Source organism: Thermococcus sp. MV11 (genome assembly GCF_012027285.1).
Classification (GTDB): Archaea; Methanobacteriota_B; Thermococci; order Thermococcales; family Thermococcaceae; genus Thermococcus; species Thermococcus cleftensis.
In genome coordinates, this window is the sequence record NZ_SNUD01000002.1 from 245664 (window position 1) to 264298 (window position 18635).

Consider the following 18635-nt stretch of genomic DNA (forward strand, 5'->3'; position numbering starts at 1 on the left):
ACAGGGGGGATGGCCAAACCCTCCGCTGAGGCCAGGTTTGGTTTTGAGGAGCTTTTAGGTGAGGTGCTGAAGGAAGGTCTCTTCTGGGCCGCTCTCGGCCGGCCGTCGGAAGTGATGCCGTTTCTCAGGGGCAAACTCTTGGGCAACGGCTACAGCGACAACGCCAGGGGACAGCTCGAGTGGCTCCTGGACGAGCTTGAGCGGTTCTACGAGAGGGTCGCCTGCTGTGGAAGGATTGAGGAGAAGCATATGATAGCCATAAGGTCCTTCCACAGGGACATAGTTTCGGTGATTTCATCGGAGAGGGCTTAGCTTTTTAACCCCTCCCTTCTACTTCCCCCGGGATGATGAGGGAAGTTTCGTCCGAGCGGTGAGGACACTCGCATGGGCTGACCCTAAAGGCCGAAAACCCGTTTAAGGCCTTCTTTGACTTCCCGGATTTTTTCTTCTCTGAGAACGCCAATCCGTTTCCTGATTAGGGATTTCTCAAGGGTGAAAACAACGTACGGTTTTATCAGACTGGGCCTCAACGGCCTCGTCCCGGCGTAGCGTATAACGTCCCTGTCGGTGATTCCAACGTTGTATTCAGCAAAGCCACTGTTAAGGTTAGACGTTATCTGAAGAACTACGATGGCATTCGAAATCCGGTTGAGTTCTTTATTTGACGCAACGAGCGCGGGGCGAAGCTTTCGGCTCGTCAAATCAACAAAAGGAAAATCCCACAAGAACTATCTCCCACTGAGAAAGCTCACCCTTTGGGTTCATAGGGAACTCCCCCAACATCGTCCCAGTATTCGTCGGCCTCGCTCTCCCAGTCCTCCCTGAGGATTTCCTCGACGGCCCTGAGGTACCCTTTAATCTCGGAATCTTCAATGGACATTCTCCTGAGCAGAAAATCCCTGAGGGCCTCTTTTATTATCTCGCTCCTGTTCGAGTAAAAGCCTTCCTCAATAAGCCTGTCCATTCTCTCGGCAAGTCCCTTGGGTATTCTAGCGGAGACCTTAACGGTTGTCGCCATTTTGCCCACCTATGTCTCCATTTGTCCGACACAATAAAAAGGTTTCCCAATCCTTTAAAAAGGAGACTCCTAGCTCAGAGGGGGAAGAAGATGACGGAAAACGAAACCCTCACAAAGTTTATCTCTCACCTCAAGGTCCTCATCGAGATGGAAAGGAAGGCCGAGATAGAGGCAATGAGAGCCGAGATGAAAAGGCTGAGCGGGCGCGAGAGGGAGAAGGTCGGGAGAGCGGTCCTCATTCTGAACGGCAAGGTCGTCGGCGAGGAGCTTGGCTACTTCCTCGTCAAATACGGACGCGACAGGGAGATAAAGACCGAGATAAGCGTCGGCGACCTCGTGGTCGTGAGCAAGAGGGACCCCCTCAAGAGCGACTTGGTCGGGACGGTCGTGGAGAAAGGGAAGCGCTTCATAACTGTGGCTTTGGAAACGGTCCCGGAGTGGGCGCTCAAAGGTGTCCGCCTCGACCTCTACGCCAACGACATAACCTTCAAGCGCTGGCTTGAGAACCTCGGGAACCTCCGCGAGAGCGGGACGAAAGCCTTAGAGCTCTACCTCGGTTTGAGAGAGCCTGAGGAGAGTGGGGAGGTCGATTTTACTCCCTTTGACAGAAACCTGAACGCGAGCCAGAGGAAAGCTGTGGCGAGGGCTTTGGGTAGCGATGACTTCTTCCTGATTCACGGGCCGTTCGGAACAGGAAAAACGAGGACTCTCGTTGAGCTTATCAGGCAGGAGGTGGAGAGGGGCAACAAGGTTCTGGCAACGGCCGAAAGCAACGTTGCCGTGGACAACCTCGTCGAGCGCCTTGCAAACTCCGGCCTAAAGGTCGTGCGCATCGGCCACCCGAGCAGGGTCTCTAAGAATCTCCACGAGACGACCCTAGCTTACCTCATCACCCAGCACGAGCTCTACGGTGAGCTGAGGGAGCTTCGCGTCATCGGCCAGAACCTCGCTGAAAAGCGCGATACCTTCACGAAGCCATCTCCAAAGTACAGGCGGGGGCTGAGCGACAGGGAAATCCTCAGGCTGGCCTCTAAAGGGATCGGGACGAGGGGAGTTCCAGCCCGCCTGATCCGCGAGATGGCGGAGTGGATAAGGCTCAACGAGCGGGTTCAGAAGACCTTCGATGATGCCAGAAAGCTCGAGGAGAGGATAGCGCGGGAGATCATAAGGGAAGCGGACGTCGTTCTGACGACGAACTCTTCAGCCGGCCTTGAGGTCGTTGACTACGGCTCCTACGATGTCGCGGTAATAGACGAGGCGACGCAGGCGACGATACCGAGCGTGCTCATTCCGATAAACCGCGCGAGGCGCTTCGTCTTGGCTGGAGACCACAAGCAGCTGCCACCAACGATACTCAGCGAGAAGGCGAAGGAGCTGAGTAAGACCCTCTTCGAGGGCCTAATCGAGCGCTATCCTGAGAAAAGCGAGATGCTTACCGTCCAGTACAGAATGAACGAACGCCTCATGGAGTTCCCCAGCAGGGAGTTCTACAGTGGAAAGATAGAGGCCCACGAGAGCGTGAGGGACATAACGCTCGCTGACTTGGGGATCAAAGCTCCCGAAAACGGCCCCTGGGGAAAAGTTCTCAAGCCGGAGAATGTGCTGGTTTTCATAGACACAGCCAAGCGGGAGGACCGCTTCGAGAGGCAGCGCTATGGAAGTGAGAGCAGAGAGAACCCGCTTGAGGCCCGGCTCGTTAGGGAGGCGATTGAAAGGCTGTTGAAGCTCGGCGTTAGGCCCGAGTGGATAGGTGTGATTACCCCCTACGACGACCAGCGGGACCTCATAAGCTCGCTCCTGCCCGAGGAAGTCGAAGTTAAAACGGTCGATGGCTACCAGGGGCGCGAGAAGGAGGTAATCGTTCTCTCCTTCGTCCGCTCGAACAAGCGTGGGGAGCTCGGCTTCCTGAAGGACTTGAGGCGCTTGAACGTCTCGCTGACGAGGGCTAAGAGGAAGCTGATTTTGATAGGCGATTCCTCGACTCTAAGCGCACACGCGACCTACAAGAGGCTGGTGGAGTTCGTGAGAGAGCGGGAGACGGTGGTTGATACCAACGAGCTGGAGGTGTGAAGAATGTTCCTCTACACGAAGAACTTCGACGAGCAGAAGGATAAAGCAATGGAGGGCCTGAGGAAGGCTTTGGCCGAGAACAAGGTTGATGAGGACATAATACCCCTTCTGGAGAAGCTCAACGCCCTTGAGAACTACTTCACGACGAGCTCATGCTCAGGCAGGATTTCGGTCATGGAGATGCCCGACTTCGGCGACAAGGTCAATTCCGTCTGGCTCGGCAAGTGGCACCGCGAGGTTAACGTTGAGGAGGTTTTCGATGCCATAGAAAGGCATGAGAAGGGCCAGCTCTGGTTCCTCGTGAGGAGTCCGATTCTTCACGTCGGCGCGAGGACGATGGAGGACGCGGTTAGATTGCTCAACCTCGCGATAGGCCTCGGCTTCAAGTACAGCAACATAAAGAGCGTCAGCCACAGGAAGCTCCTCGTTGAGATTCGCTCGACGGAGAGAATGGACGTCCCGCTCGGAGCGGACGGGGGGCTCTGGGTCGATGAGGCGTACATCGAGAGAATCGTCGCCATTGCGAACGACCAGCTGAGGCGCTTCAAGGGGAAGCTGAAGAGGCTTGAGGAAGAGATTGGGAAATTATAACAACGCCACTTTGCCACCTAATGAGAATGAACCCATATGAGCGTCTTCAGCAGAGTGTAGGCGATGAGCAGGACAAGGGGCAGTAGTATTAGAAGGCCGAGCCTTCTCTTCCGGAGATAAACCAGCATTCCAAAGAGAGCATATAGAACGTTCAAACCAGAGAGCAACAGGACGTACCGATACCCCCTCGGGTCTTCGCTGTAGAAATGCAGAATAGGGCGTATCGCCTCAACGCGAACATCAGAATAATTTGCAACCAAACCCACCGCAACCAAGGAAATGAGTGCGACGAGAGAACCAAGGAGAATCTCCCTGGAACCCGGAGAGGAGTCCTTTCCAACGAAACGCGCGTAGAGAAAGACGGGGAAGTCTATAAACAGCACCGCTATTGCCAGAAACACAGGAACACAAATCATCACACACATCACAACAAAGTTGATAACGTAAATAACGCCCCTCTCAAATCCCATATCCACAAGGGCCGTGCTGAGGGAACCCCACATCAGGATTACGAAAGCGATATCCTTTGCTGAATCTTGTATAACCCCCAATGTCCGTCTCATCAATAACCCGAAGAAGCTCCCTAAATCCAAACTTTGAATTACGCTCACTCTCAAGACGCCTTTTGAGTATGAGAAGGGTTATAGCAAGCGCGATGAAGAAGGAAACGACCGCCGTTATCAGTCCGGAGAGTGTAATAGTCATCTTCTGAGATGGAACACGCGGACGAAAATAGAACAGCCCCCACAGAGCCATCTAAATCACCAACGGAACCAGTATAGCTTCCAGCATCAACTTTCGCCCAGGCTTCATCTTAAACACCCCCAACGTTTAACGTTTCAACAATGCCCAGACGACGAAGAGCATGGCCACTGCAAGTGAAAGCAGAACAATCGCAAGAATCCTCCTTCCAACTCTGCGCGAGAGATAAACCCCCAAAAGCCAAACAGGGTGTTTAGGATTGAGAGAATCAGGAACTTTTCGGCATTCACAACCACGGCGGTGAATACTTCCAGAATTTCCTTCGGGTAGTTCTGGGTTGCAAAATAACGGGAGACGACCCATATTGGAGGAATTGCGAGAGCTGAGGCAAGGGACGTTTTACCAATGCCCTCAAAGACGTACTCTGCTCTTCTACTCTTGAGAAAGTACAACGGGAGAGCTACAATCCACACCACCATCGTGGCGAAGACTGGATACATCACTACCATAAGAAAAGCCAGGCCAACGAACGCCATTATGGCAAGGAAGACATCGTGAAACCCCACGAGAAACGTACTGAAAATTCCCCAGAGAATGAGGTGATGGGCTATGCATTCCTGTACGTCGTGCTTTAGGTACCCGATGTCACTTTTCCCGTATCCATGCTTCTCTAGAATGCGGGCGAGGAAGAAGACCATTGAAGCTACCATGAGGACAAAAAGAAGGATCGTACTAAGAACCCATTCACGGGTTATGACGCCGAGTTTCACCCAGGCGAAGCCAAACAGCACCGCGGAGAGCACCACAGGAAAAACGAAGATCTTAAAAATAATTTTTCTCCTCACAGCTATCACTGGGGCTTTTTTGATAAATCCGAACTACAATGAGTGCAGTTGGATAAAAACCTTTATCAGTATGGGGACGAGGGCGAGGGCAATCAGCAGGAGCATTAAACGGCCAGCCCTTCTCCTTCTAGGCAGGATTAGGATTCCGACAAGGCCGTACAGGATATTCAAGGCTGACAGCAACAGGAGGTTCTTGTATAAGTCCCTGTTTACGTAGAATTTTAAGAGAGAGCGGAATAGCCCAATTTCTGAGGCCCCAAGATGTGAGGCCATACAACTCAGGAGAACCAGAGAACCCCCTGAAACCAGCGAAATCAGCAGGATTTCCTTGAAGATGGGCGAGAGCCGTTTTCCAGTTAAACTTTCATAGAGCATCAAAGGCACGTCCATGAGCAATACCACCATAGAGATGATTAACAAGAGCCCGACAGTTATAAAAACCAGTGCAAAGTCAATAGCGAGTATTATCCCTTTCTTAGGACCATTAATCAGAACCCCTGAACTAAAAGCACCCCATATTAAAATAGCACGAAAAATTCCTGACGTCAAATCATTGATAATCTCCGGGTCAGCCTTCTCAAGAACTTGGGGGAGCTCTTTAAATTTGAGGTCGGTATAACCCACTTTTCTCAGGCGCTTTTTGAGCACAAGGGCAATAAAAGCCAGCACAAGTAATAGGGAAACCACCGTTGTAATCAGCCAGGAAACGTTGAAATTCTCACGCTGAATACCAGATGTTGGGCGAATATAGAGAAACAACCATATAACTACCCACGCCACCAGTGGAACTATTACAGCCTCCATTACCGACCTTTTTCCGAATTTCATTTTTGAATCCCCCACAATGCTCTGATTCTGGAGAATTAAAAAATGAGGGGCTCAAGACTATGAGAATATAGTATCACAAATCTGGGGACAAATCATTGGAGCAAAAACTGCTGCACAGGCATCCGCGCAAACGCTTCCCAATATTCCACATCTACTTGCACAAATTCTCTTTAGTATCTCTGAACATCCAGCAGAGCAACTTCCTCCTTTTACAATGCTAGCCCAGTTGAGGTAGTTGTCTCGTGAGGACTCCTGTTGATTCTTTCGCCTTTTTCTGGAGAACCTCCAATAGACTGAGCCTGTTTGACGCACCTTCTAAAGCGTGACTAATGCCGTTCAGGAGTTTGGAATAGACTACACCGATGAGCCGATGTTCACGCTCTAAGGGGTATGGTCAGGAAAGCCCTGCTGGAATGTTCTTCGACCCATGTGATGCTCTACTTCCCGGACGAGCCGAGCGTTGGCCCCGATGTCGAGGAATCAGTATCAGAGTCATTTCTTGGCTTTAAATAACCCAATACCCACAACACTCCACCCAATGACGAACCCAAGATAAACAACTGCAGGGAACTTTTGCCCCATGATCCTTGATACTGTTAATAACCCAACGGCACCTCCAATCGCCCCCATCAATATCCACGTTTTTAAATATCCAGCCTGGAGTCCACCCATGTACTCACCCCCTAACTTAAATACAAAAAATATATAAATAGACTTCATGGGGCTGGACAATATCCAGCCTGCCAACAAGCGAAATCTGGATACACACTACATCCATATATGTCAATGACATAGCAAACCGCAGCGGCAATGCCACCACAAGCTGCCGTACATGCTAAGCATGCTGGACAAGTTATTATCGAAACACAGCTAGCGCACAATCCACCACATGCCACTCCACATATTACTGCAGTTCCTGCCCCACATCCCACTATACAAGCGCCTCTATATACATATTTGCATATCGTGCACATAACCCCGTCCATCGCTACTGTCATTCCCACTGCTTTCTCTTGGTTGTATTCTGGTAGTTTGAGTTTCACGAGGTGCGAAAGGTGCCTTAACTCGTAAGCACTCCTGCCCCAAATCCAGCTCGTCTCATCACCCCTGCGGAGCTTCATGAGGACCTTGTTCAGAGTCCAGTAGTACTCCGAGAGAGTCAAGTTATCAGCAGTAATAATCGTATCCCCAACAGGCAATGCCCTATCCTCATCATTCGGTGCGATGTTCATCCCAGTAAGAAAGACCCTGTACTCGCCCGTCTTCGGGTCAGTAAATATTCTCGTGATTAATGTAAAGTTGTACTGACTCCTCTCAGCCTTATAAACGAGCGCGTACATCGTGTAGTTAAACGTGCTGTTATAAAAGCTAATGCCAAAGAACAACAACTGCTCGTGCTTTTTGCTCATGTTGTAAAGCGTAACCACTGAAACGTTGAAGTTTGAAGTCAAGTTTGAGGCACTGCAGGAGCTTGAGTTGTGGCATGCACAGGAGGCATTAGTCAAGTTCGCGAAGTTAATGGTCTTATTCACCCACGTGACGTTCATCTGAAGCTTACCAGTATCATCGTACCAAGCAACCACAGTCCTTCGGAATGTTACGCTGGAGTTGCTGGCAGTTAAAGCCTTGGTCTCCTGGACAGTCCCCAACTGGAGACTCAACAGCATAGCAAGCAAGAGCAGAGCACCAACCTTCCGGACCCAACCGTCCACAGACACACCCCCAGAGATAATCACCATGTGTACGTTAAAATCCTTAAAAACTTTTCCAATTACAAGTTTGAATTAGTTCCGTTTTTTTTTCGTAGAATTTTCAATTTCCAACCGTAGCATCAAGAAGAGAACAAGTCAAAAGAAGGGAGAGTAAAAGAGCGAACAAAAGAACACGGCTGAGCAGGCCAAAATTGAATAACAACTAGACCAAACCGGTACTCTACTCCAGAAAGACTCCAAATCTTGAACTCCAACCAAAAGTCGGGAGAACAGAAAAAGGTAGGAGAGCCAAAGCTCAAAGCCTTCAGTCGAGGTCGCTGCCGAAGTCGTTGCCTCCGCCCTCGCCGCCCTTGTCCTTCTCGAGCTTGCTGGCGGCGATGACGTCGTCGATCCTGAGGATCATTATCGCAGCCTCGCTGGCGCTCTTGATGGCCTGCTTCGGAACCCTGACCGGGGCGATGACGCCGCGCTCGAACATGTCAGCCGGCTCGCCCTCGAAGACGTCAACGCCGATGCTGGCGCCCTTCTCCTTGTGGGCGGCAATGACCTTAACGAGGGTCTCGACCGGGTCAAGGCCAGCGTTCTCCGCGAGGGTCCTCGGTATGACCTTGAGCGCCTCGGCGAAGGCCTCGATGGCGAGCTGCTCCTTGCCGCCGACCTCCTTGGCGTACTCGTCAAGCCTTATAGCCAGCTCGATCTCCGGAGCACCGCCAGCTGCCACGATCTTGCCGTCCTCGACGATGTCCTTGACGACCTTGACAGCATCTTCGAGCGCCCTCTCGACCTCGTCAACGACGTGCTCGGTACCGCCCCTGATGAGTATGGTGACGGCCTTCGGGTTCTTGCAGCCCTCGACGAAGATCATGTTCTCGCCGGCGACCTTCCTCTGCTCAACGAGCTCGGCCTCACCGAGGTCCTCCGGGGTGAGGTCGCGGACGTTGGTGACGATCTTGGCGCCAGTAGCTTTCGCGAGCTTCTCCATGTCGCTCTTCTTGACCCTGCGAACGGCCATTATGCCGTACTTGGCGAGGTAGTGCTGGGCGAGGTCGTCGATGCCCTTCTGGACGAAGACGACGTTCGCTCCAACCTCCTTGATCTTCTCGACCATCTCGCGGAGCATCTTCTCCTCCTGCTCAAGGAAGGCCTGGAGCTGCTCCGGGCTGGTGATCCTTATCTCAGCGTCGGTCTCGGTCTCCTTGACCTCGAGGGCCTCGTTGATGAGGGCGATCTTGGCGTTCTCAACCCTCTTGGGCATACCGGGGTGGACGACCTCCTTGTCGATGACGACGCCCTTGATGAGCTGGGTCTCGCGGACGCTCGCGCCCTCCTTCTTCTCGAACTTGATGTTGTCGAGGTCCACCTTGTACCTGTCGCCGACCTTCTCGGCGACCTGCTTGACGGCCTCGACGGCTATTTCGGCGAGGTACTCCCTCTCCTCCTCGGCGGCCTTACCGGTGATGGAGGTGACCGCGGCCTTCTTGAGTATCTCCTTGTCCTCGACATCAACGCTCTTGGCTATCTCGTCGAGTATCTCCTGGGCCTTCTCGGCAGCGAGAGCGTAACCCTTGATGACTATGCTCGGGTGAATGTTCTGGTCGAGGAGCTCCTCGGCCTTCCTGAGAAGCTCGCCAGCGATGACAACGGCGGTGGTGGTACCGTCACCAGCCTCCTTGTCCTGGGTCTTGGCGACTTCAACCATCATCTTGGCAGCGGGGTGCTGGATGTCCATCTCATCGAGTATGGTGGCACCGTCGTTGGTGATGACGATGTCACCGAGGCTGTCCACGAGCATCTTGTCCATACCCTTCGGACCGAGGGTGGTCCTTATGGTCTCGGCGACTATCCTAGCGGCCAGAATGTTGAGCCTCTGGGCGTCCCTTCCAACGTACCTCTGGGTTCCCTCGGGCAGAATAACAACCGGCTGTCCAGCGAGCTGGGCCATCTCCCCTCACCCCCTCCCGCTTTTGTTTTTGAGGAATGGGAGGTTTTAGTTACAACTTGTGCTTCCGCTTTATCGTTCCTTTGAACTATTTATAAATTTTTCGGTATGATTTAGTAGCGCCAATAGCAAAAAAATTAAGTCATTATAATCCGAAAAGTTTATATAAAAATTTATATATAATAACTTGAAGATTCGGAGGTAAAGTGCTATGATAAAAAAGAAAATTTTTAGCATACTATTGGGGTTATTTGTAGTAGGACTTGCAGCAGCGGGCGCTTTTGCCTCCGAACCTTCACCCCAAAATGCTGGGACGGAAGAGCCGATAAAGAATACCGTACCTGTGTATTATCTCGGTCGCGATCTTTATGGAGTCTTTGAAAATATCCATCCCTTCCAGAAAGGGATTCCCAAAGAAGCGCACATACTAATCGTTGATGGACCCTATGTTGCCGAACATCCTGAGACTAAGGAAAGCCTAAAAGACGAACTTCTTAGAGGGATTCCCATAATAGTAGTAAATGGACACACAGAAGTCATAAAGTCACTACTTCCTCACCAGTTCAAACCTGAGATTATTGGTGGCAAAACACCTGATGGCAGGCCCATAAAAGGAGAGACAGTCTGTGGTTACATAGTGTATCCCCTGAGTGAGGGCGTACTCGTGACAAAGGTGTTTATTTCACCAGATCCCGGGAGAAGAGCCGTAGAAGAAGCATACAGATGGGCAGTTCGCAACATGCCCTCCAACGCAGGAACTCTTGATGTGAGCATAGAGTCCACTGGGGACTGGACTCAGATATACCAGCTGGATTTCTCTACTGTTGATCTCTGGGAACCCTACGGTAGGTTAAACGTTAGATCATTATACTACAAACTCTCCAACGATGGTTCGTATACCTACGACTGGTACAGCGTTCACGTCAGGCAGCAGTCTGTTCCGGGAGAGTATCTCTGGGACTCCGGCTGGAAAACTGCTGATATGTACACGTGGATAGACGCTGACTATTATAACAGTGACTACTTCCTTTCAGACTATGCTCCCACCACAACCGTTGGCTCCACCACGGTTGGGGTTTCAATTGGCGTCTCCGCAGGTGAAGATGGTGCATCAATCTCCGCCTCGCTTTCTTGGAGCTATACTCTACCTGATGTCGTCGTATATGATCAAAGCGACTACTACCTAGAGCTGGCTAAATGGTGGCATAACGTTGACGAAGGTGCACCCGTGGGCTCTTCAACCTACCAGATAGAGCCAGGCGCAACGATTCGGGTCCCCCAAGGCTCTCCCATGGACTGGGTGGAACACTATGGGGCAAAGTATGGGAAAAAGACCCTGTTTTGGTGGGACTACACCACTGAAGGATACGTGGAGTTCCACATTTACAGTGGATGAAGTATTTCCCTTTTCTACTTTGTTTTTAGTGAGATACTAAAAAACTGATGGCTTTTAGGTAGACTAAACTTTGTGCACCTTCGCCCCAGCAACCCGCTCCAGGATGGGGACGTAGGACAGGCCCGGGCTTATTCCCCTTCCTCTCGTGTCATAAACCGTGAGCTCAATATCCCTCTTTTTCAGCGCTCTGGCCAGCTCCGTTATTTCCTCCTTGATCCTCTTTCCAAAGAGCGGCACGTTCGCCTTTCCGTCGGTTATTAGAAAAGCCCTCACCTTGACCGACCTGTCCTTCATCCTCTCCCTGTTCGCCAAGAGCAGAAGATTGTAGAGGGCGGAGCTTAAAGGCGTCCTCCCTCCAGTCGGAACGTTCTCTATCTTCTCAAGCACTTCCCAGTAGTTCTTAGTGGGTGGAACGAATATCTCCGCCTGATTGCCTTTCGCAACGATCAGGGCCATCTTTGACTTTTTGATGTAGCCGTTCTCAACTAATTTCTCCGCTATCCCCTTCGCGATGCTTATCCTCTTCTGCACGGCCATGCTTCCGCTCGAATCCAAGAGCAAAACCCAGAGCATTGGTGCCTTTGCCTTCCTGACCCTAACGCGGATATCATTTGAATCGAGCTTTATTGGGGGCCTTTTGCCATTTAAGACTGCCCAAACCAAAGAGTTGTAGAAATCAACGTCCTTAATCCTGCCGTTGACAGGTGGAAGGTACGAAACTGGAATGCCTTTGGGGAAGTTTATCACCGTGACGCTGACGTCCCTCGAGGAGCGGTATCCTGTGAATTCACCTCCATCAAAGTTTTTGCTCTCTATCCTCGGGATTCTAGCTTCGTTTGAGCGAAAATTTTGCTCTAAATTTCCAATCCCCTGACTTCGAGACTCCTGGTTTCTCCTTTCACTTTTTTCTTCCTTCTTGTGCTCATGCTTATGGTCGCCTTTGTGGTCGTGATTGTGCTTGCTATCGTCCTTGGGCTTTGGGGGCCTCATCTGGGGTGGCTTTTGGAACGGCCTGTCCCTCAGGCGGTGCGGTAAAGCTAATTCTATGGCTTTTTCTAGGTCTTCCAGTGAGACCCTTCTCCTTCCGTTCAGGGCGGCTATTGCCTTGGCCGTCTTTATCGTGGCTATCTCAGCTCTGTTGGTTTTGATTCCCAGGTTAACGACCGTTTCAGCCAAAAGCTTCAGCAAATCGTCGCTTATCTCGACCTTCGGCAGAATCTCCCTTGCCTTAACAATCCTCTCCGTGAGCTTCTTCTCTTCGCTCTCATACTTTCTGTAGAAGCTTATGGGGTCTTCATGGAATTCTTCAACGCGCTTGACTATCTCTATCCTCTCCTCCGGATCCATCGGTGCTGAAACTTCAACGCATAAACCGAACCTGTCGAGGATCTGCGGTCTGAGCTCGCCTTCCTCAGGGTTCATGCTTCCAACCAGGATGAACCTCGCCGGATGCCTGAAAGAAATCCCTTCCCTCTCTATCGTGTTCCATCCCATTGCTGCAGCATCTAAAAGTGAATCGGCTATGTAGTCGTCCAGGAGGTTGACTTCATCGATGTAAAGGACTCCTCTGTTCGCTTCCGCGAGTATTCCGGGCTGCAGAGCTTTTTTGCCCTCCTTCAAAAAGCGCTCCACATCAACGGTTCCAACGAGCCTGTCTATCGTAACACTTAAGGGCAGGTCCACAACGCGCATCTTCCTCTTTGCTATGGGCAACTCTTCCCCGTTTTCATATCTCTCATAGCAGCTGTCGCACATCTCCAAAGGATTCCTTGGATTGCAGTTGAAGGGACAGTCAGCCACAACTTCAATATCCGGCAAAACGTTGGCCAGAGCCCTAACTAAGGTTGATTTCCCCGTTCCCTTATCTCCTTTAAGCAAGACACCACCGATCAGCGGATTAACAGCCACAGCCAGCAGTGCCAGCTTGGCCTTTTCCTGCCCGACTATTGCAGAGAACGGGAAGACTAATCGTTTTTCACGAGGCTCCATATTCCCTCCACCTCCCTCATGTTTTCACTCCAGTGTTTGTCGTCTTCAGCCGTGTAAATTTCAATCGTCCCGCCCTGAATTTCCCCTTCACCGAGGCTTTCCTCCAGGATTCCCTCAATTTCCGAATAAACCTCCATGAGCCTTTCAATGACTTCATCGCTCGTCTCCCAGAGGCCGCGCTCATAGGCTTCAATCAGCCTTCTCGCGATCTCCTCGATGGCGTAGGGGTTGTGCTCCTCGAACCATCTCCTCATCTCTTCGTCCAGAACGTATTTCCCTGCTATCTCATCAAAAACCCAGTCCTCAACGAGTTTCGTCGTTGCCTCCCAGCCGTATAGGTGGTTGATCTTCTTGGAGAACTCGCTCGCTCCCCTGTAGCCGTGCTTCTTCATCTCCTCAATCCAGCGCTCGTTGAGGAGCTTTGCCCTGACGACCCTTTCAAGCTCAACTTTCATGTCAACGATTTTGGTATCGCTTATGTCCCTCGTGTCCGTCTGAACTACTTCAGCGTTCTTGCCGGCCAGGGCATCAACTGCGGCCTTGAATCCTCCGTGATGGGCAAAATAACAGCAGCAGTTCGTCGGGTCGTGCTCGTCGCTTATGTGGTTTCTGTTGATTACGTCCACTTCTTTTAGGCTCAGGACCAGCGAATCGTATGCTTCAACGCCAAAGGTATCCTTTCCGTAGGCGTAGCCGCTCCACTGAATCCACACCTTGGCCAAGTCCTCGTTACTCCTCCAGCCCGATGATTCAACCGCTAAATTCACCCCAGCCCCGTAGGCACCCGGTGGGGCCGAGAAAACCCTAAACCTTGCGAACCTCTGTGCTTCCTCAAAGCTCTTTCCGAGCTCAATGAGCTTTTTGATGTGCTCAACGTAGTGCTTTCTAATGTAGTTCATTTCCGGGAGTTCATCCAGCGTAACGACCTTCTCTATGGCCTCATCAATCAGGTAGATGTAGTTCGGCAGCGTGTCTCTCACGATTCCGCTTATTCTAACCAGAACATCAATCCTCGGCCTTCCGAGCTCCTCCAGAGGTATGACTTCAAGCCCGGCAACCACGTCCCCCTTCCAAACCGGCCGGACTCCAATCAGGTACAGAATCTGGGCTATCTGCTCTCCATCCGCCTTATAGCCATCTATGCTCCAGAGAACCTGTCCGACGCTTTCCGGGTATTTTCCGTGCTTTTTCATGTATTCCTCTAGGAGCTTCTCTGCAGTTTCAACCCCTATCTGCCACGCCGCTTTAGTCGGCAGAGTCCTTGGATCAACTGCATAGAAGTTCCTTCCCGTTGGCAGAATTTCGAACTTTCCCCTCGTTATCGCGCCCGAGGGGCCGGGTTCAACGTATTCTCCCTTCAGTCCCTTCAAGAATCCTTCATGCTCCTTTTTACACTCAATTATTTTCTCTGCAACTTCTAGGGCTTTTCTAAACGTTTCTTCAAACTTTTCTTTCTTCTTGACTTTAAATCCAAACTTCTCAATCTCTTCTGCAATGACTTCAAAGCTTTCTCCCTTAAGCAAACGCTCCAGGCTCTTGACTGCTATCCTGTGGAAAATATCCAGAAGCTCCCTGTTCGTGAACCCGTTTGTAGTTCCCAAGGGATTCTTTCTTATCTCATCATAGTCCAACCCTATTGCTTCAGCTATAACGCGCCTAATCGAAGGGGACGCATAAGAGTCATAGGCCATTGCAGTGGCAACGTATTCTGCCAATCTTTCGGGTTCGTTTGGTGGATATCCAAAGATGTGAAGGCCGAGGTTTATCTGGGAGCCCCTCATCAGCTCAACGTAGCGGTGTATTTCCTCTATCGTCTGCTCTTCATTTTCAGGGTTCGCTATTCTCAGCTTGTTTTCCTTGACCTTCTCAAGAATCTGCTCGTAAATCTTCCTTCTCCTCGCTTCATCCCCCAGGTCCTTTGCCTTCGCGTACTGCGTCAGGAGGGAGTCCAAATCGTCCAGAACCTCCGCCATTCCCATCGGGGGGTAGATGTGGTCTATCAGCGTTGAATAGCCTCTCCTCTTGGCAATAACGCCCTCCATCGGGTTGGAGACAGCATAAACGTAGAGGTAAGGAACGTCGTCCAAAGAGGCTTCAGGAACACATGAAGGGGAGAGCCCGACGCCTTTTCCGGGCCTGAATTCAAGGTAGCCGTGGGTTCCGAAGTGAACCATTACATCAGCCTTGAATTTCCTGGTTATCCACCTGTAAACGGCCCACCACTGGTGCGGAGGGACTATCCTTGGATCATGCAAAATTCTACAAACTTTCCCGTCGCACCTGGCCCCGGCACAGCCGAACTTGGGCTGGGGGGTTATGAAGACGTTCCCGAACCTTATCCCCGGGACGACGAACTTCCCGTCGTGGACCATACCAACCAGCGCTTTGTCAACTTTTCCAGCCAGGACATCCTCAGGTCTTCCCCAGTCCTTGATGATTCTCTCCCTCAAATCCTCCGGAAGCTCGTTAAACCACTCCAGATACTCCTCCAGGCCCACGAAGTCAATCGCCCCGCCGCTCTTGACGATCTCCTCAACGTTTGTCCATCTGAACTCGCTTATCGCTTTTCTCTTCAAAATTAGTTTTATCAGCTCTTCCCCATTCTTTGGCAAATCTTCGCCAACGTAGTAGCCTTCCTCCTTAAGCTTGTGCAGAAGTCTAACGATGCTTTCGGGAACGTCCAGGCCGAGGCCAACGGCGACGTTCGCCTCAAGGCCTTTGCACGGCGGGTTTATCAAAACGATTGCTATCCTAACTTCATCCTTGGGCTTCTTCCTGAGCTCGACCCACTTCTTCACCCTTCTGGCCAGGTACCTCATGTGCTCTTCATAGGGCTCGCCCTTCTTGTAGCCCTCAATGTTTCTGGTTCCGGCTATGAAAATCGGCTCAATTGCACCCGCAACTTCCGGAATTATCACCCCATAGACCTGAGTCATGTAGTCAACGCCCTTCTCGCTTTTCTTCCAATCCTCGACGGACTGGTAGTAGGACCTTATCGGAGCAAAAACCGGGACGTTGAGCCTTTGCAGGTTCTTCAGCTCGACCGTGCCGAAGGAGATTAAGCTCACGAGAGCCTCTACAACCGGCTTTCCATCCTTCATGAAGAACTCCTCAACGGCCTCGCTCTTCTCCCTTCCAAGCCCCGTCCTTGAGTCTTTTCCGTAGGTGAAGACCGGGACTACCCCAAAGCCTTCCTCCTCAAGGGCCCTGATGAGCTCCCCAATTGGTCTGAACTCCTTGTAAAGCCAGGCACTCCTCCAGAAGAGAACTCCAATGAGGGGCTCCTTCCCGTAGGCTTTCAGGTATTCGTCCAGGCTTTCAAAAAAGCCCAGCTCAGGGTGATAGATGCCGTGCATCGGCACCTCCTGGGGATCTTCGTGATCGACCTCCGCTCCAGCGAGGCTCGCAAGGAATCTGACCAGGTTCCTCAGGTTCTTTTCGCCTCCGAGGACGTAGTAGGTCTTGGCCTTTATCAGAACCTCCTCCGGGACGGTAGTCAGGCTTTCCAGGCCGGCGCAGGCGATGACTTTGGCTTTGCTTTCTTTAATCCTCTTCTCCACTATTCCAGGAAGCTCGTGGGCGTAGATGAAGATTACATCCGACTTTTCTACTTTATCCAGTTCTCTCTCGCAGTTCTGGTCGGTGAGCACGAGCCCATCTATTCTCTCCTCCTCAAGTATCTCCCTCAGCAGGGGCAGGGGCCTCGCGCCGTATCCTAAGATGAAGCATATCATTGAATCACCTCCGTTCTGGGGAGTATGAGCCTGAAGCCGCCGAACTCAAGGACGCACACAGGGACACCGTAGACATCACGGAGCATCTCCTCGCGCAGGACTTCATGCGGTCTCCCGGCGGCCCTGATCTTGCCCTCCTTGACGAGGGCTATCCCGTCGGAGTAAAGAGAGGCCAAGTTGGGATCGTGGAGCGTCATGATGGCCGAGATGCCCTCCTCCCGTGCGAGTCTCTTAACTATCCCGAGGACTTTGACCTGGTTCTTGAAGTCAAGGTGAGCCGTTGGCTCGTCGAGGAGCAGAACCCTCGGCTCCTGGACGAGGGCCCTCGCTATCAGAACCAGCTGCATCTGACCGCCGCTCAGCTGGGTGTAAGGTTTATCCTTAAAGCGCTCGAGTCCGAGGAGCCTGAGCTTTTCGAGGGCCTTCTCGTAGTGCTCTTTTCTCGGGCTCTCAAAGGGGCCGAGCTGGGAAGCTAAACCCGTGACGACCACGTCCAGGACCGTGTAGGGGAAGGGCGGCGTGTGGGACTGGGGGACGTAGCCGGCCAACTTGGCCCTCTCCCTGATGGGCAGTTCATGGAAGTCCCGCCCGTCAATGAAGACGCACCTCTCCTTGGGCTTCAGCAGGCCGTAGATGACCTTCAGTATGGTGGTCTTCCCGCTCCCGTTGGGGCCGAGGAGAGTCACGACTTCCCCTTCCTTCACCTCGAGGGTGACCCCCTCGATGCCGAAATCACCGTAGCTGAACGACAGGCCCCTGACCTCAAGCATCCCATCCACCGCCCGTTTTTCTGAGCAGGTAAGCGAAGAAGGGAATTCCAAGGAGAGTCGTTATTATACCGATCGGTATCTCGTAGGTCGCCACAGACCTCGCGAGCGTATCGGCTAAGACCATGAATGAAGCTCCGAGGGTTATCGTCAGGGGTATGAGGGTTTTGTGGTCCGGACCGAAGGCCATCCTGACTATGTGCGGTATCATCAGCCCGACCCACCCGATTATACCGCAGAAGGCTATGGAGACAGCAGTTATCATGGAGACGACAACTATGAAGACGAACTTCAGCTTCTCGGTCTCGACACCCACGATTTTAGCCTCCTCACCGAAGGAGAGCACGTTCAGCTGCCAGCGCATTGAGTATATCAGGAAACAGCCAACGAGGATCACCGGGAAGGCCACCCTGACCGAGCCCCAGTCCGAGTTGGCGAAGCTCCCCATGAGCCAGTAGACGATGCTCGCCAGCTTGTCGTGCTCCATGAGGAACTTGAGGAGGGACGTTAAAGCTGAAAAGAAGGCGTTGACTATGATTCCAGCGAGAACGAGCGAGACCGGGGTTATCCTCCCGCCGACCCTCGCCAGCGAGGTCGTTATGAAGACCGCGAGGAGCGCGAAGGCGAACGCTGAAGGAGTCACCCCTACGCCAACGGAGAGGCCTATAGCCAAAGCCGCGCCAAAGGCAGCCCCGGAAGAGATGCCGAGGATGTAGCTGTTGACTAGAGGGTTCCTGAATATGGCCTGCAGGACGGCGCCCGAAATGGCAAGGACCGAGCCGACGAGCATGGCCATCAGGACGCGGGGGAGGCGTATCTCAAAGAGTATGGTCTGGTAAACGCTCGGGTAGGGAATCGTGACGGAGAAGGATATCTTTCCAAGGGTTAAAGTTTTCAAAACTTCGGAGACAAGCTGAGCTCCTTTAAGGAGCACCATGCTCACGACGGCGGAAGGAGGAATTGGATAGGTCCCTATACACAGGCTTACGATGAGGGCAGGAACCGGGGAGAGCAAAAAGGAAAGGTGAAGGGCCTTCCTCATGC

General features: G+C 52.0%; 16 protein-coding genes. 4 read left to right on the forward strand and 12 right to left on the reverse strand.

The window, feature by feature from the left end; genetic code table 11:
- Positions 1 to 9: 9 nt before the first annotated feature.
- Positions 10 to 312 carry a hypothetical protein gene (locus tag E3E27_RS06700; protein WP_167773931.1) on the forward strand — a complete coding sequence of 101 codons (303 nt, stop codon included), beginning with the start codon at positions 10 to 12 and terminating at the stop codon, positions 310 to 312.
- Positions 313 to 395: 83 nt separating this feature from the next.
- Here the strand turns inward: E3E27_RS06700 and E3E27_RS10815 are convergent, their stop codons facing one another.
- Both E3E27_RS10815 and E3E27_RS06710 read right to left on the reverse strand, forming a co-directional pair.
- Positions 396 to 725, reverse strand: coding sequence for a type II toxin-antitoxin system PemK/MazF family toxin (locus E3E27_RS10815; RefSeq protein ID WP_167773932.1), 330 nt, complete (start codon positions 723 to 725; stop codon positions 396 to 398).
- 23 nt (positions 726 to 748) lie between these two features.
- Positions 749 to 1018, reverse strand: a complete 270-nt coding sequence (locus E3E27_RS06710; protein ID WP_167774078.1) for a ribbon-helix-helix domain-containing protein — start codon at positions 1016 to 1018, stop codon at positions 749 to 751.
- A 90-nt stretch (positions 1019 to 1108) separates the two neighbouring features.
- Between E3E27_RS06710 and E3E27_RS06715 the strand changes: the two genes are divergently transcribed.
- Both E3E27_RS06715 and E3E27_RS06720 read left to right on the forward strand, forming a co-directional pair.
- Entirely contained in the window at positions 1109 to 3088 is a 1980-nt protein-coding gene (locus E3E27_RS06715; RefSeq protein ID WP_167773933.1) for an IGHMBP2 family helicase, read from the forward strand.
- A 3-nt stretch (positions 3089 to 3091) separates the two neighbouring features.
- On the forward strand, positions 3092 to 3679 hold the full coding sequence (locus E3E27_RS06720) for a hypothetical protein (protein ID WP_167773934.1): 588 nt from the start codon (positions 3092 to 3094) through the stop codon (positions 3677 to 3679).
- Positions 3680 to 3696: 17 nt separating this feature from the next.
- On the opposite strand, the gene E3E27_RS06725 is transcribed toward E3E27_RS06720, so the two are convergent.
- From E3E27_RS06725 to thsB, 6 genes are all read right to left on the reverse strand, one after another.
- Complete coding sequence (locus E3E27_RS06725) at positions 3697 to 4242, reverse strand: hypothetical protein (protein WP_240910680.1); 546 nt, start codon at positions 4240 to 4242, stop codon at positions 3697 to 3699.
- Positions 4243 to 4518: 276 nt separating this feature from the next.
- Complete coding sequence (locus E3E27_RS06730) at positions 4519 to 5226, reverse strand: hypothetical protein (RefSeq protein ID WP_167773935.1); 708 nt, start codon at positions 5224 to 5226, stop codon at positions 4519 to 4521.
- Between the two features lie 33 nt (positions 5227 to 5259).
- Positions 5260 to 6054 carry a hypothetical protein gene (locus tag E3E27_RS06735; RefSeq protein ID WP_167773936.1) on the reverse strand — a complete coding sequence of 265 codons (795 nt, stop codon included), beginning with the start codon at positions 6052 to 6054 and terminating at the stop codon, positions 5260 to 5262.
- A 492-nt stretch (positions 6055 to 6546) separates the two neighbouring features.
- Entirely contained in the window at positions 6547 to 6726 is a 180-nt protein-coding gene (locus tag E3E27_RS06740) for a hypothetical protein (RefSeq protein WP_167773937.1), read from the reverse strand.
- Positions 6727 to 6770: 44 nt separating this feature from the next.
- The gene (locus tag E3E27_RS06745) at positions 6771 to 7766 is read right to left on the reverse strand and encodes a hypothetical protein (protein WP_371731566.1); all 996 of its coding nucleotides are present in this window, start codon (positions 7764 to 7766) and stop codon (positions 6771 to 6773) included.
- Between the two features lie 304 nt (positions 7767 to 8070).
- Entirely contained in the window at positions 8071 to 9708 is a 1638-nt protein-coding gene (thsB, locus tag E3E27_RS06750; RefSeq protein ID WP_167773938.1) for a thermosome subunit beta, read from the reverse strand.
- A 208-nt stretch (positions 9709 to 9916) separates the two neighbouring features.
- Between thsB and E3E27_RS06755 the strand changes: the two genes are divergently transcribed.
- Positions 9917 to 11101 (forward strand): hypothetical protein, encoded by a 1185-nt coding sequence (locus tag E3E27_RS06755; RefSeq protein WP_167773939.1) that lies wholly within the window; start codon positions 9917 to 9919, stop codon positions 11099 to 11101.
- Positions 11102 to 11164: 63 nt separating this feature from the next.
- On the opposite strand, the gene E3E27_RS06760 is transcribed toward E3E27_RS06755, so the two are convergent.
- From E3E27_RS06760 to E3E27_RS06775, 4 genes are read right to left on the reverse strand one after another with little or no spacing between them, the layout of a single operon-like run.
- Positions 11165 to 13090, reverse strand: coding sequence for a VWA domain-containing protein (locus E3E27_RS06760; protein WP_167773940.1), 1926 nt, complete (start codon positions 13088 to 13090; stop codon positions 11165 to 11167).
- A complete protein-coding gene (cobN, locus tag E3E27_RS06765) occupies positions 13066 to 16824 on the reverse strand; it encodes a cobaltochelatase subunit CobN (protein WP_167773941.1) in 3759 nt (1252 codons plus the stop codon). Before cobN ends, E3E27_RS06760 begins: the two co-directional genes overlap by 25 nt.
- The gene (locus E3E27_RS06770) at positions 16821 to 17594 is read right to left on the reverse strand and encodes an ABC transporter ATP-binding protein (RefSeq protein WP_167773942.1); all 774 of its coding nucleotides are present in this window, start codon (positions 17592 to 17594) and stop codon (positions 16821 to 16823) included. The genes cobN and E3E27_RS06770 overlap by 4 nt, the downstream gene beginning before the upstream one ends.
- Complete coding sequence (locus tag E3E27_RS06775; protein WP_167773943.1) at positions 17587 to 18633, reverse strand: iron ABC transporter permease; 1047 nt, start codon at positions 18631 to 18633, stop codon at positions 17587 to 17589. The genes E3E27_RS06770 and E3E27_RS06775 overlap by 8 nt, the downstream gene beginning before the upstream one ends.
- Between the last annotated feature and the right edge of the window lie 2 nt (positions 18634 to 18635).

What these genes read in the sequence shown, in the direction of transcription:
- thsB (WP_167773938.1), bottom strand. Translation starts at nt 9,708, where the DNA reads ATGGCCCAGCTCGCTGGACAGCCGGTTGTTATTCTGCCCGAGGGAACC.
- E3E27_RS06715 (WP_167773933.1), top strand. Translation starts at nt 1,109, where the DNA reads ATGACGGAAAACGAAACCCTCACAAAGTTTATCTCTCACCTCAAGGTC.
- E3E27_RS06710 (WP_167774078.1), bottom strand. Translation starts at nt 1,018, where the DNA reads ATGGCGACAACCGTTAAGGTCTCCGCTAGAATACCCAAGGGACTTGCC.
- E3E27_RS06740 (WP_167773937.1), bottom strand. Translation starts at nt 6,726, where the DNA reads ATGGGTGGACTCCAGGCTGGATATTTAAAAACGTGGATATTGATGGGG.
- E3E27_RS06735 (WP_167773936.1), bottom strand. Translation starts at nt 6,054, where the DNA reads ATGAAATTCGGAAAAAGGTCGGTAATGGAGGCTGTAATAGTTCCACTG.
- E3E27_RS06725 (WP_240910680.1), bottom strand. Translation starts at nt 4,242, where the DNA reads ATGAGACGGACATTGGGGGTTATACAAGATTCAGCAAAGGATATCGCT.
- E3E27_RS06720 (WP_167773934.1), top strand. Translation starts at nt 3,092, where the DNA reads ATGTTCCTCTACACGAAGAACTTCGACGAGCAGAAGGATAAAGCAATG.
- E3E27_RS06700 (WP_167773931.1), top strand. Translation starts at nt 10, where the DNA reads ATGGCCAAACCCTCCGCTGAGGCCAGGTTTGGTTTTGAGGAGCTTTTA.
- E3E27_RS06770 (WP_167773942.1), bottom strand. Translation starts at nt 17,594, where the DNA reads ATGCTTGAGGTCAGGGGCCTGTCGTTCAGCTACGGTGATTTCGGCATC.
- cobN (WP_167773941.1), bottom strand. Translation starts at nt 16,824, where the DNA reads ATGATATGCTTCATCTTAGGATACGGCGCGAGGCCCCTGCCCCTGCTG.
- E3E27_RS06775 (WP_167773943.1), bottom strand. Translation starts at nt 18,633, where the DNA reads ATGAGGAAGGCCCTTCACCTTTCCTTTTTGCTCTCCCCGGTTCCTGCC.
- E3E27_RS06760 (WP_167773940.1), bottom strand. Translation starts at nt 13,090, where the DNA reads ATGGAGCCTCGTGAAAAACGATTAGTCTTCCCGTTCTCTGCAATAGTC.
- E3E27_RS06755 (WP_167773939.1), top strand. Translation starts at nt 9,917, where the DNA reads ATGATAAAAAAGAAAATTTTTAGCATACTATTGGGGTTATTTGTAGTA.